The following is a 13912-nucleotide window of genomic DNA, read 5'->3' as shown; positions in this document are numbered from 1 at the left end:
CGCACACACTTTAATGTTAAAAAATGTAAAAAGTAAAAAATAATGTTTAGATATGTTATTATTTTATACTAGATCTTAATTCTGAAGGAGGGATACCCAATTTCTTTTTAAATAGACGGCTAAAGTAATGTATGGATTGAAATTTTAATTCGTAGCTGATCTCTTTTAAACTCTTGTCTGTAGTAAGAATCAGTTCCTTAGCGCGCATTATTTTTAAATCAATATGATATTGGTGTGGAGCAATACCTGTGTATTTTTTAAACATCTTTCTAAAATAGGAATAACCTACACAGTTTTGCTCCGCAAGTTTTTTTAGATCAATTTCATCTTCAATGTGTTCACGCATATAAAATCGCGCATGCTGTATCAATTTTTCAATTGGTTTACCAGAGAAATCTTTTTGTTTTTGCCAAGCTACAATATAGCCTAGTAGTTTGATTATTAATCCGGAAGCGATGTGTTGGTTTCCAGGGTCTTCATTTTGAATGAGCTCAAATATTTTATAATAGGTGTCAATTATATCTTCTCTTACGCCACAATGTATAACAGATTGACCATGTAAAACCTGGTTTTTTTGTAAATAATGGTTGGCAAGCAAGCCATCAAAGCCAATGTAATTCTCAACCCATCCATCAGATTTATTGGGTCGGTATCTGTGCCATTCATCTTTACGAGTAATCATTAAAGTTCCCGGTTTAACCTGAAATTTTCCTTTTTTATTTTCAAGTATACCAGTTCCTTCTGTAATATAGTTAATCTGATATTCATTTAGCGTTCTGCCATTCTTCCATGTAAAAAAGTAACCGCTCGGATGATTTTTTAATGGATATTGAATATTGGCAGGGATGGTTGCTTTACCAGCTACATTTAAATATAAGCCCCAATCTTTATCTTCATCACTTACGGTAGTGTATTTAAAAAAGTCCTTCATTGTTGGTCCAAAAAGTGCAAATAAAACGCCAATTTGTGTATTGATGGCATGTTTTCTTCCGTCTATTTTTGTCTAAAAATATAATCAGAAGTTAAATAAACAAAAAAAATCTTTCAATTTACTTAGTATGAATTTTATAATCGGATTAGTAATAATTGCATTAGGAAGCTTTGGGCAATCGAGCTCATATGTTCCTATTAATAAAATTAAAAATTGGGCATGGGAAAGTTTTTGGCTATCACAAGGTGTGTTTGCCTGGTTGGTATTTCCTTTGCTTGGTGCCTTTTTAGCAGTTCCTGAAGGGCACTCGTTAGGTGAAATTTTAATGAGTGGTGATGGTGCAATCTGGAAAACCATGGGATATGGTGTACTATGGGGAGTTGGAGGTTTAACTTTTGGTTTAAGTATGCGTTATCTGGGTGTGGCACTTGGTCAATCCATTTCATTAGGTACATGTTCTGCTTTTGGTACAATTATACCAGCCTTAATGGAAGGTCAGGATTTGTTTACCGGAAAAGGTTTGGTTTTATTAATTGCTGTAAGTATAGCATTGGCAGGTATTGCAATTATTGGTTATGCAGGTAGTCTTCGTGCTAAGAATATGACAGAAGAAGAACGTAGAGCTGCAGTAAAAGATTTTGCTTTAGGTAAAGGTTTATTAGTAGCATTACTAGCTGGTGTAATGAGTGCATGTTTCAGCTTAGGTTTAGCTGCAGGGAAACCAATTGCAGATGCTGCAGCGGCAATGGGAGCTAAAAGTTTATACGTGACTTTACCCGCAACATTTTTAGTTACTGCAGGAGGATTTTTAACCAATGCAGTTTACTGCTTAGCTCAAAATGTAAAAAATAAAACACTTAGTGATTATACCTCAGTACCGGCAAATATATTTATAAACAACATTTTATTTTGTGCATTAGCAGGGGGATTGTGGTACTCGCAATTCTTTGGATTAGGAGTTGGTAAAAGCTTCTTCGAAGAAGGAAGTGTAATCATGGTGTTCTCATGGAGTATCCTAATGTCGCTGAATGTTACTTTCAGTAATGTTTGGGGTATCATTTTACGAGAATGGAAAGGAGTAGGAGCAAAAACCTGGACTGTACTTATTGTTGGATTAGTAGTACTTATCTTCTCCACATTCGTTATCAACTTTTAATTAGAGTCTTATAAAATAATTAACAATAAACATACTGAGGTCTTGCCGTGTAATTAACTGCCCATAATTTGGTGAGACCTCTACTTAAAATCCGTTAAACTAAAAGATTATGGCTAATAAAGAATTAATTACAAAGGCTTACGAAATTGCTAAAGAACAATACGCTGCATTAGGTGTAGATACAGATGCTGTTTTAAAGAAAATGGAACAACTTGCTATCAGTTTACATTGTTGGCAAACAGATGATGTTTCAGGAACTGAGAATCCAGATGGTCAGCTTTCAGGAGGTATTCAGGCTACAGGAAATTATCCTGGAAAAGCTAGAAATATTAAAGAAATTATGGATGACCTTGAAAAGGTTATGTCTATTCTTCCAGGTAAACAACGTGTAAATGTTCATGCTTTATACGGAGACTTTTCTGAAGGTATGGTTGATCGTGATGCAATCACAGTTAATCAGTTTCAGGGCTGGATTGACTGGTGTAAAAAACAAGGTATTGGAATGGATTTTAACGGAACATTCTTTTCTCACCCTAAAGCAGATACTGGATTTACTTTATCATCAAAAGATGAAGAAATTCGTAAATTTTGGGTTGAGCACCTTAAGCGTTCTCGTGAAATTGCAGCTGAAATTGGTAAGCAATTAGGTACTCCTTGTGTATTGAATACATGGATTCCTGATGGATCAAAAGATACTCCTGTTGATCGTAATGGAATGAGAGCTCAGTTAACTAAGTCTTTAGACGAAGGTTTTGCTAAAGAGTTCCCTAAAGAGTATATGAAGGATGCTGTAGAAAGTAAAGTTTTTGGTATTGGTGCTGAAACTATGACTGTAGGATCTCACGATTACTACCTTGGATATGCTATCAAAAACAACAAAATGATTTGTTTGGATAATGGTCACTTCCATCCAACAGAAGTTGTAGGTGATAAGATTTCTTCATGTCTTCAGTTTGTTGATGAGGTATTATTACATGTAACTCGTCCTGTACGTTGGGATTCTGACCACGTTGTAACATTAAATGAAGAAATTCAGTTAATTGCTTCTGAAATTGTTCGTAACGATTTTATGAGTCGTGTTAATGTTGGTCTTGATTTCTTCGATGCTTCTATCAATCGTATTGGTGCTTATGTTATTGGTACCCGTGCTGCACAAAAAGCATTTATGATTGCTATGTTAGAGCCAACTTCTACATTAATAAGTTACGAAGAAAAAGGACAGAATTTTGAGCGTCTGGCTCTTCTTGAAGAGTTGAAAACAAAACCTTTCTCTGCAATTTGGGATTACTATTGTTTACAAGAAGGTGTTCCGGTTGGTGAAGAATATATCGCAGAGGTTCAGGCTTACGAAAAGGATGTTCTATCCAAAAGAGATGGTGCTAAAGTAGCAGAAGTAGCAGAAGCTCATTAATCAGGTTTAAACAAAGCGTTAATGTAGTTTTATTAAAGATGATCAGTAGTTATTAGCTGATCATCTTTTTTTTAAATCGATTACTTTTTATTATAAAATTCCCTTAAAATCTACAGTATAATTAAAAAGTCAAGTCAATGGAAAATAATCTAAATCAACTCGTTAAATTATCGCAAAGGTATGGTCAGAATCCTGAATATATTATAGCCGGGGGAGGAAACAGCTCATTTAAAAATGATGAAAAAATGTGGGTGAAAGCCAGTGGAACATCTATGGGCAATATTGAGGAAGATGGATTTGTATGTTTGGATCGTGAAAAAATGCAAATCATATCAGGTAAAAAATATAGCGAAAACGTTTCGGCCAGAGAACAAGAGGTAAAAGAAGATCTACACAATGCGATCCTGTTTCCAGAAGGTAAACGACCTTCTGTTGAAGCTAGTATGCATGAAATTATTCGATATGCATTTATTATGCATACGCACCCAACACTGGTTAATGGTGTGTTGTGTGCCAATAATTCCAAAGAGGTTATAAATGATTTGTTTGGAGATGAAGTGGTTTATGTTCCATATACCGATCCGGGTTATATTTTGTTTAAAGAAGTGGATTTAGCGCTTCAAAAATACAGAACGGAGAAAGGTAAGGAACCACAAATTATTTTTTTAGAGAACCACGGTGTTTTTGTGGGAGCTGAAACAACCGACGAAATTAATCAGATTTATACTGAGATAGAAAATAAGTTAAATCAAAAAATAAAACAATATCCGCAATCAACACAAGAACAAAAAGAAATTATTCCAGCGGATATTAAAAAAAGTATTGAATCATGCGATGAGTTGCAACGTATGGCAACTGTATTTGATTCAAGTGATTTAACAAAAACTTTTATTGCCAATGAGCAAAGTTTTGAAAAAGTAAATGTTCCGTTTACACCTGATAATATTGTGTACTGTAAATCAAAATACCTGTTTGTTATAGAGCATTCTAATTTATCAGATCAAGTAGCTGCTTTTAAAATCAATAATGGTTACAATCCTAAAGTAATTGTTTTTAAGGGAGTTGGCATTGTTGCAGTGGAAGAAAGTTTAAAATCTGCTCAAATAGTGATGGATGTTTTTAAAGATATGATGAAGGTGAGTTATTTGAGTGAATCGTTTGGTGGTCCAAGACCAATGACAGCCAGACAAATAGATTTTATTGACAATTGGGAAGTAGAAAATTACAGACGACAAATGTCTAAAGCAAATTAGTATACCCAATAGCTGAAGAAGAATAATATAAAATAAGATATAATAATTAATAAGATGGATAAAGTTAAAGTTATAGCAGTATTTGATATCGGTAAAACAAACAAAAAAATATTGCTTTTTGATCAGCTGTTCAGCATAGCTTATCAATTTGAAGAAAAATTTCCAACATCAACTGATGAGGATGGTTTTGAGTGTGACGACATTGCTTTAATTCAACAATGGATGGATGATACATTAAAAACAATTGTTGAAGAAGGGAAATATGATATTCAAGGCATTAACTTTTCTACTTATGGGGCATCGCTAGCCTTTTTAGATGACAAAGGAGAAATATTAACTCCGATATATAATTACCTGAAGGAAGTTGATCCTGAAATTCAGGAAGGATTGTTTAACAATAATGGTGGGGTTGAAGAGTTTTGCCGTAAAACAGCCAGTCCATCATTAGGCTTGTTATTAAACTCAGGTATTCAGATGCTTTGGTTAAAGAAAGAAAAACAGGAAATCTTTAATCAGGCTAAGGATATCATTCACTTCCCTCAGTATTTGTCTTATGTATTAACCGGTAAAGTAACATCAGAGCCTACATCTATTGGTTGTCATACTTTTATGTGGGATTTTGATCAGATGAATTACCACTCATGGATTAAAGATGAAGGGATTAATTTACCGGAACCGGTAACCAATGATACTGTTTTTGATGCAGATATTGCCGGACAAACCATTAAAACAGGAGTGGGTATTCATGACAGCTCGGCATCGTTGGTACCTTATTTACAAAAATCAAAAGAAGAATTTATATTGATATCAACTGGTACCTGGTGTATCAGTATGAATCCATTTAACAATGAACCTTTAACCAGTGATCAGCTTAAAAATGATTGTTTATGCTTTTTAACGCCACAAAAGCGTCAGGTAAAATCGTCGCGTTTGTTTATGGGGCATTTTCATGAAGTGTGGAAAGATAAGCTGAATGATTTCTTTAAAGTTGATCCAAAGTATTTCAGAACGATTCCTTACAATGCAGAATTGGTTAAAAAAGCCAAGGAATCTTATGGTTCAGATATGAAATTCTTCCCATTGGGAATAGAGAAATTTGAAGAGGGAGTAGCTCAGGTTGATTTATCTGTATTCGCTTCTTTTGACGAGGCCTATGCACGCATGGTTATTGAATTAACAGAACTTTGTATCAAGTCGCTTCATTTAATTATTCCTCAAAACGATACTTCTAAAACATTTTACGTAACCGGAGGATTTGCGCGTAACCAGATTTTTGTAACACTGCTTCAGGAATACTTTAGCGACAAGAATGTGGTTAATTCTGAAATTGATAATGCCAGTGCTTTAGGGGCTGCATTGGTTATTGCCGAAAATTTAGAAGGTTTTGACATGGATAAAATTGAATTACAGTCAAAATAAATATATAAACTCAAAAAATTAGAAATGGATACTTGTAGACGAATTTATTTACCACCCCTTAGTCTTGTAGGACCTAATGCGTTGGCAGAATTAAAAGAAGATTTAGCCACAAGAGGTTTTAGCAAAGCTTTATTTGTAACCGATGATGTGTTGGTTAAGCTAGGTGTAGCTGAAAAAGTAGAAGATGTATTGAAAGGGGCAGGTTTAGATTATGTCATTTATAGTGGTGTAAAACAAAACCCAACTGTTAGCAACGTTAACGAAGGTTTGGCTTTACTGAAAGAAAATGGATGTGATTGCATTATTACTTTAGGAGGAGGTTCTCCTCAGGATTGTGGTAAGGCTATTGGTATTTTAGCAACAAACGGTGGTTCTATTGAAGATTATGAAGGAATTCATGTTTCAAAAAAGAAATCTTTACCAATTATTGCTATTAATACAACAGCCGGTACTGCTAGTGAAATTACCATTAATTACGTTATTACTGACGAAAAGCGTAAGGTTAAAATGGTAATGGTTGATAAAAACTGTTTGGTTGATATCGCAGTTAACGATAGTGTTTTAATGCTTAACAAACCAGCCGCTTTAACTGCAGCTACAGGTATGGATGCTTTAACTCATGCAGTTGAGGCTTATGTTACAGTTGGCGCATTTGAATGGTCAGATACTTTAGCTTTAAAAGCTATTGAATTAATTGGTAGTAGTTTAAGAGATGCAGTAAATGATGGGCAAAACCTTGAGGCTCGTACTAAAATGGCCTGGGGACAATTTATTGCAGGACAAGCATTTTCAAACTGTGGTTTAGGATATGTACACTCAATGGCTCACCAATTAGGCGGTACTTACGATTTACCTCATGGCGTATGTAATGCTATTTTACTTCCACATGTTGAAGAGTTTAATGCACCTGTTTGTGGTGATAAATTCAGAGCTGTTGCTGAAGCTTTAGGCGTTGATACTACTGGTATGAGCACAGAAGAGGCTAACAAGGCTGCTATTGCTGCGATTAAAAAGTTATCTGCCGATGTAGGTATACCTTCAGGATTAAAGGAATTGGGCGTAAAAGAAGACGATTTTGAATTAATGGCTAAAAATGCTTTGGCAGATGTTTGTGCAGGAGGTAATCCTAAGCAAGTAACTTTAGAAGATACCATTAATATTTTTAAATCGGCATTATAATTTTGTACTTTTGGATTTTTGAAATAAATAACTTATGAAACAACTTGATGTAAAATTAATGCACCCAAGAGTGCAGATTACAAAGGTTATCAGTCGTATTTATAAAAATGGAATGACTACTACTTCTGGTGGTAATATTTCTATTAAAGATGAAAACGGCGACATTTGGGTTACTCCCTCAGCTATTGATAAGGGAACTCTTACTGAAAAAGACATTATTTGTGTTAAAAAGGATGGAACAATCATTGGTAATCACAAGCCATCTTCTGAATTTCCTTTTCACAAAGCGATCTATGATGTACGTCCTGAGATAACAGCTGTTATTCACGCGCATCCACCAGCATTGGTGTCTTTTAGTATTGTAAGAGATATTCCTAACACAAATATTATCCCTCAGGCTAAAGATATTTGCGGAGAAATAGGTTATGCTCCTTATGGAATGCCAGGTAGTGAAGAGCTAGGTGATAAAATTGCAGCTCAGTTTAAAGGAACTAAAACAATGGCTATCATCATGGAAAACCACGGTACTGTACTAGGTGGTACTGATATGATGGATGCTTATACTCGTTTTGAAACTTTAGAGTTTTGTGCAAGAACAATCATCAACGCTAAAACAATTGGTGAGCCGGTATTTCTTACTGATGCACAAATTAAAGAGTTTCAGGATCAGGTTCCTTACGATATTGATCGTAATGATGAAGGTTCATACCCTCCGGAAGAAAGAGAAATTCGTCAGAATATCTGTGACATTGTAAGACGTGCTTGTGATCAGGGCTTAATGATTAGCTCATATGGTACTGTGTCTGTAAGATGGAAAGACAATGATTTCTTAATTACGCCTCCTGATGTGGCTCGTTGGGATATTACGCCTGAAGATATTGTACAAATGAAAGGTGGAAAAGCAGAACCAGGAAAAACACCTAGCCGTTCTGTTTCTTTACATCAAAAAATTTATGAGATGAATCCTCATATTAACTCTATTATTCTTACTCAGCCTCCTTACTTGATGGCTTACGGAACAACAGGAGTTAAATTTGATGTTAGAACCATCCCTGAAAGCTGGATTTTCTTACAGGATGTTCCTTGTTTAGATTTTGGAACTCACTTTACAGGTAATGATACTATTCCTAAATTATTAAGTGAATCTGTACCTTCAGTTCTTGTGGCTAATGATTCATTTATTGTAACAGGAGATAAATTACTTCAGACTTTTGATAGACTGGAAGTTGCTGAATTTAGTGCTAAATCATTGGTGATGGGTGCTCCACTAGGAAAGTTATTCCCAATTAATGATGAGCAGGTTGAAGACTTAAGAAAGAAATTCTTATCGTAATAGATAAGATATAGATCCTAGTTTTATGAATAAAAGACTCTGGAAGCGATAATTTTATCGCTTTTAGAGTCTTTTTTTGCTTTAATGTTTTTAGACAGGATTAACAAGATTAACAGGTTAGAATTACATTATGAAGATTTCGTATTTCAATTTAGAAATAAAACATCCTGTTAATCCTGTAAATCCTGTCTTATTTTATTTAGTTTACAACAATTTCATCCGTAAAAATAAAAGCCTGTTGTTTGTTTTTAGCCACAACTCTTAAAAAGCGTGCTTCTACAGCATCTGCCTTACAAGTAAACTTTTTAAATGTTAGTTCCTTTTCGTCTTTAGAAACATCATTAATATCTTTACCAATACTCATATAGGTTTTTCCATCAGTAGAAATGCTTACTTCAAAACTTTCAGGCATATAAACACCAGGACCTGTAATTTGCATAAAATTAGCCGTAACACTATTGATCGGTTTTACTTCACCTAAATCAATGACCACATCTAAATCAGTGGTAAAGCCTTGCCATTTTCCATCGCCATAACTTTTTCCTCCTCTGTAACCATCGGTTAATGAACCGGTATCTGCTGCAGGATAGGCCTTATTCCAGGGAGTGTTATAGCTTACAGCTTTTCCAATAGCTAAATGATAATCCAGTTCCTTTTCAAGATAAGGTTGTTCTGGTTGATTGTTGGTGAAAACAGCCGCACAGATTTTTGCGTTTCCTTCAATATAAAATTTACCCTTATAAAGTTTTGATTCATTAGTAGGAACCGTTCCGTCAGTGGTGTAATAAATGGTAGGATTACTTAGTTCGCTAATAAATGAAAGTCCTATTCTGTTATTTAAAGTATCCACTTCCATAATAGGAGTGAGCTCTTTAGTTGGCTTGTAATGATAGTTTACATTCATATTATCAAGGATAGGAATATGATTTTTAACCTTCACTTTAAAATCTTCCCAATCAAGTACCTGATCGCTCGACCATGCTCTTTCTGATAAAGCCAGTAACTTAGGGAAAACAAGTGCTTCAACTACTTTATAAGAACCCACTCGTTCAGACCATACGCAAGCTTGTATTCCTTTAATCAGATTCATCTTGTCTGCAGGATATTTATCTCCCAATAAATTCATATTGTAGATATTGTATAAAGGCGTGCTCATTCTCGAAAAATACAAGGGATCACCCGGTACCATAATCATCTGATTGCCATTTGCAGCAACCTTCTCCGGAACACCACCTATCCAGTTTCGCCAGTACATTACATTTAATGTAGAATCAATATCATCCTCCAAAGCATCATCCCAAACAATTACTTTTTTGTTTTTGCTTTTTAAATAATCTGCTACTCTGTTTACAAAATAACCTTGCAGTTGTTTGTCGGTAGTAAATCCATTCTTTTTCATGAAGGCCTGACATTGTGCTGATTCCATCCATGATGATTTTTCAACCTCGTCGGCACCAATATGTACGTAATCTGAACTAAATACCTGTATTACTTCATCCAGAATATTTTCAATAAATGTGTAAACTTCTTCTTTTACGGGACTCAGCGGTGTAGAAAATAATTTGCCCCACGATGATTTTCCTGTTGCACTTAAATTAGGATAGATGTTAATGGCAGCCATCATATGACCCGGCATATCAATTTCAGGAATGATTTCAACATGTCGTTTAGAAGCATACTTTACAAAGGCTTTCATCTGATCCTGAGTATAAAAACCACCGTATAAGGTTTTGCCATTTTTTTGAATGATATGAGTGGTATCAATGGCATATAAAGGATCTTCTTTTGCCATCTTCATACATACAGAATCCTGTGCATTAAAAGTACGCCAGGCACCTTGTTCTGTAAGTAGCGGATATTTTTTTATTTCCAGTCTCCATCCTTGATCATCAGTTAAATGCAGATGTAGCTTATTGATTTTATAATAAGCCAGTACATCAACATATTTTTTAAGAAAATCAATAGAAAAGAAATGACGCGAAACATCTAAATGCATACCCCTCCAACTGTATTTAGGCTGATCCTGAATGCGTAGCTGAGGTAGTAAAATGGTTTCTTCAGTAGATTTAGTAATTGCCGAAGTCGAAATGATTTGACGTAATGTTTCAATGGCATAAAAGATACCCTTTTGATCGCCGGCTATTAGTTTAATTTCATTTGAATTGATTTGAATGCTGTATGATTCAGGAACAGTAATCTCGTCAGATTTTATCAAATATATTTTGCTTTGACCTTCTGTTGCCGATAAAGAACTACCCACTGAAGCTTTTGCAACAGTTTGAAAAAAAGCAATCTCGTTTTCAAAATCTTCTGTATGATCAGTGATGAGTTGAGTTTCTTTACTAAACTCAAATTCACCATTGCTATAATTTAAGCTTGTAGGTTGCGGAATAACAGAAACCTCTTTTACTTCTTCAGCCTGCTTACAGGAAACAAAAAGAACAGAAGTTAAAATTGTGATATAAAATATGATTCTCATCGAATTGTATATTTATTTGTAATTACCATTTTAAACTAACACTTACCCCTTCCGGGTTGTTTTCAAAAGTTAAGAACAATGTTTTGCTGTTCTTATCCCACTTGGCAAAATATTCCACAGGCAAACCTTTTGCATCTTTCACCTGAATCCTTTTTATCTTTTCTGGGAGACTGATTCGCATAACATTAGTAGTGTTTATCGGACTCCTGGCAACAAAAGAGTATTTTTTCTTTTCTAATGTTTCGTTATAAATTCTCGAAGCAGAAACCAAAACCTGCGGTTTTAAGTTTTCAATACTATTATCGATATGATATAAAAATGATTGTTCGCCCGGCAATACCTCTTTATGATCTAAAATCGGAATTTCAGGATTAAAAAGATCAATCACTTTGCCTTTTACAGCGTAAGGCGTTTCGCTATTATTTTCATCCAATACCGATATAATTTCATATGGTCCTCTTCTTAACGAAAAGTTGTTTTTAAATGCTAACTCTTTATTTGTTTTTGAAAAGTATAGCTCTTTTATGGTATTTAAATATTCAGTATCCTGATCCTGTTTTAGTACAAAGTGTTTAGGATCCTGTTTTATAATACAAACTTTTCCTTGTCCGTACTGGTATATACCTGCGTTATAAGGATCTTTAATTCCTAGCTTGCTAAAAAGATCTTCCGATGGTGCTTTAAAGTTATTTCCTTCAGTATTCCACCATTCTGGTATTTGTTGGTAAGGATCATTATCTGAACCACAATATACCAATACACCACCATCTTTTACCCATTGCGCAATATGGTCATGAGCCTTAGCTTCCATAGGTTTCATATTTGAATATGACATGACTAATATTTGCAGATCTTTCCATGTTTCAGGGAACGATACATTTTCAATATGTACTGTTTTAACCGGAATTCCACGTTTTAATAAAGGCAATGTTTGTCCGAAAAAGCTTGACAATTGCGGATCATCGTAACTTTTAAAAGTTGGGAAACGCTGAAACATCATAGAATTACTCATTAAAACACCAATTCCCTGGGAGCCACTTAGCTTTTGTTCTGTTTTAGGTATATGGTTTAAGGCATTAATCATTACCTGCATTTGTGTGGCAAATGATCCAGGAATCTTTTCAAGTTTATCACTATCGGCACTTGTTTTAAACGAACCCTCGTAAATACGTGTTGGCCATGGCATCACCTCGTAATTATTTATGCCGGGGTATAATAACTGAGCTGCAAAAGTAGCCTCATAGTTTTTAATATAATCACTCCAGTCTCTGGCTCTGTCTTCAATAGGATCCGTTAAAAAGTAAATTTTTCTTCCCGATGGAGCAGTCATTGACTCCATTGAGCCATACTCTAAAAAAGCAGTTTCAAACACACGTTCTTTTCTATTGCCATTATAATAGTTAGGCGTACGGGATGTTCCGGTCCATACCTGTGCAATATAGCCATCTACACAAGATAAAGATGCCAGACTGGCTTCGGGACTAACAATTTGCCATTGGGTATAGTTAATTAAGGAATGGGTAGGAACATAACATTTTACATCTAACCCAATGCTTTTTCCGTATTCTTTGGCGTAAGTAAATACCTCGTTAAGGGCGTTGTAATATAAATGGTATTTTAACTTGTTCGATAAATAGGTGTTTTCAGGCGATTCGTGCTGAGGTTTCCAGTTGAAACCGTAAAAGTTAGCCCACTCTTTTTTAAATGCTTCGCTGTATCCACCAAAAGCCCAAAACTCAGGCTCTTCTAAAAATATTGTACTAATGCCGGCATCTAAAACACGTTTAATATGCGCCTCTTTAATGTACTTTAAAAAGTTTGGAGTAGGCACAATGTAAGGAACCATAGGTCCGTGCCATATGGTATCGCCATTTTGCTGAACTTGTCCTTCATCAAAATGTGTTTTACCATCCCACTTGCCGGTAAAGTAATCCTGGTATTCGCCCCATGCAATACCGGTCATAAAATGCGTTTCGTAACCTTTATCGGCCCACGATTTAACCCTGTTTTCAAAGGATACGTAATTCGCAGTATCAGTAGGATTACCATTCACTCCATATATCATGGCTGCATCGGCACGTACATCAATGGTTGGTCGCCACTCATGAGCCGTTTGAAACGTTGTTTTTATGGGTTTATTGGTCTGAGCAACCACCGAAAAAACAATTCCTAAAAAGTATAAAGTCAATCTATATTTCATATCTAAGCATATTTTTATTGATAGCGAGGTAATCTCAAATGGCATCCACATTTTAAGAACCCTGATAAAATCTATTTTAACCGAGATAAAAAACAGGAGTAACTAAATAATTAAGCCCATTTTTATAATCTCTACCCAAAAATAAAGCATTGCAGCAAAGAAATTAAGGGCTTTAATAGGAGAGAGGGGCTTTTACAGGTTAGTGTTAAGAAATACCTATTAAAGAAGAATAAATAAGTTAGTGACTATGAAAGTGTAGTATATCGACCAAAAGTTATTTTTGTTAAATGAGGTAAGGTAATTATCTCATTGTTTGTCATTGCGTCTCGTTATGTCTCTATGTTCGGCATAGCGTCTCGCTATGTCGTCAGAAACCTAGCCTCTGGCCGTCTTTAAAATTAATACAACGAACTTATTACAGCCCAGATACCTTTATTTAACAGCTAAGCGAGACGCTTCACTGAATACAAGTAATAATACCAGACGGTATAACAGGGTAATGTTCGATGGTATCACAGGGTAATGTTAGACGGTATCACAGGGTAATGTTA

Annotated in this window: 9 protein-coding genes; 6 read left to right on the top strand and 3 right to left on the bottom strand. The window is 35.0% G+C overall.

The genetic code is table 11. The features are described from left to right. Positions 1-58: 58 nt before the first annotated feature. Positions 59-931, bottom strand: coding sequence for an AraC family transcriptional regulator (locus OM075_RS02415; protein ID WP_301188870.1), 873 nt, complete (start codon positions 929-931; stop codon positions 59-61). 127 nt (positions 932-1058) lie between these two features. On the opposite strand from OM075_RS02415, the gene rhaT reads away from it, so the two are divergent. The 6 genes from rhaT to OM075_RS02385 all read left to right on the top strand — a co-directional run bounded on the left by rhaT (position 1059) and on the right by OM075_RS02385 (position 8682). After that, on the top strand, positions 1059-2087 hold the full coding sequence (gene rhaT, locus OM075_RS02410) for an L-rhamnose/proton symporter RhaT (RefSeq protein ID WP_301188869.1): 1029 nt from the start codon (positions 1059-1061) through the stop codon (positions 2085-2087). Between the two features lie 109 nt (positions 2088-2196). Further along, positions 2197-3498 carry an L-rhamnose isomerase gene (locus tag OM075_RS02405; protein ID WP_301188868.1) on the top strand — a complete coding sequence of 434 codons (1302 nt, stop codon included), beginning with the start codon at positions 2197-2199 and terminating at the stop codon, positions 3496-3498. 137 nt (positions 3499-3635) lie between these two features. After that, a complete protein-coding gene (locus OM075_RS02400; protein WP_301188867.1) occupies positions 3636-4751 on the top strand; it encodes a class II aldolase/adducin family protein in 1116 nt (371 codons plus the stop codon). Positions 4752-4805: 54 nt separating this feature from the next. Continuing rightward, positions 4806-6170, top strand: coding sequence for an FGGY-family carbohydrate kinase (locus OM075_RS02395; RefSeq protein ID WP_301188866.1), 1365 nt, complete (start codon positions 4806-4808; stop codon positions 6168-6170). A 24-nt stretch (positions 6171-6194) separates the two neighbouring features. Next, entirely contained in the window at positions 6195-7349 is a 1155-nt protein-coding gene (locus tag OM075_RS02390) for an iron-containing alcohol dehydrogenase (protein WP_301188865.1), read from the top strand. A gap of 34 nt (positions 7350-7383) precedes the next feature. After that, a complete protein-coding gene (locus OM075_RS02385) occupies positions 7384-8682 on the top strand; it encodes a class II aldolase/adducin family protein (protein ID WP_301188864.1) in 1299 nt (432 codons plus the stop codon). A 199-nt stretch (positions 8683-8881) separates the two neighbouring features. Here OM075_RS02385 and OM075_RS02380 read toward each other — a convergent pair whose 3' ends face one another. Together OM075_RS02380 and OM075_RS02375 are read right to left on the bottom strand one after the other, a co-directional pair. Continuing rightward, the gene (locus OM075_RS02380; RefSeq protein ID WP_301188863.1) at positions 8882-11161 is read right to left on the bottom strand and encodes a glycoside hydrolase family 20 protein; all 2280 of its coding nucleotides are present in this window, start codon (positions 11159-11161) and stop codon (positions 8882-8884) included. A gap of 22 nt (positions 11162-11183) precedes the next feature. After that, entirely contained in the window at positions 11184-13361 is a 2178-nt protein-coding gene (locus OM075_RS02375) for a hypothetical protein (protein WP_301188862.1), read from the bottom strand. Between the last annotated feature and the right edge of the window lie 551 nt (positions 13362-13912).

The organism is Plebeiibacterium sediminum, assembly GCF_026013605.1.
Lineage (GTDB): Bacteria > Bacteroidota > Bacteroidia > Bacteroidales > Marinilabiliaceae > Saccharicrinis > Saccharicrinis sediminus.
The sequence above is the reverse complement of the archived record's forward strand: the minus strand, read 5'-3'. Positions and strand labels throughout refer to the sequence as shown.

Bases quoted from the DNA above. Each gene is read 5' to 3' on its own strand.
- OM075_RS02415 (WP_301188870.1), bottom strand. From the start codon at position 931: ATGAAGGACTTTTTTAAATACACTACCGTAAGTGATGAAGATAAAGAT.
- rhaT (WP_301188869.1), top strand. From the start codon at position 1,059: ATGAATTTTATAATCGGATTAGTAATAATTGCATTAGGAAGCTTTGGG.
- OM075_RS02405 (WP_301188868.1), top strand. From the start codon at position 2,197: ATGGCTAATAAAGAATTAATTACAAAGGCTTACGAAATTGCTAAAGAA.
- OM075_RS02400 (WP_301188867.1), top strand. From the start codon at position 3,636: ATGGAAAATAATCTAAATCAACTCGTTAAATTATCGCAAAGGTATGGT.
- OM075_RS02395 (WP_301188866.1), top strand. From the start codon at position 4,806: ATGGATAAAGTTAAAGTTATAGCAGTATTTGATATCGGTAAAACAAAC.
- OM075_RS02390 (WP_301188865.1), top strand. From the start codon at position 6,195: ATGGATACTTGTAGACGAATTTATTTACCACCCCTTAGTCTTGTAGGA.
- OM075_RS02385 (WP_301188864.1), top strand. From the start codon at position 7,384: ATGAAACAACTTGATGTAAAATTAATGCACCCAAGAGTGCAGATTACA.
- OM075_RS02380 (WP_301188863.1), bottom strand. From the start codon at position 11,161: ATGAGAATCATATTTTATATCACAATTTTAACTTCTGTTCTTTTTGTT.
- OM075_RS02375 (WP_301188862.1), bottom strand. From the start codon at position 13,361: ATGAAATATAGATTGACTTTATACTTTTTAGGAATTGTTTTTTCGGTG.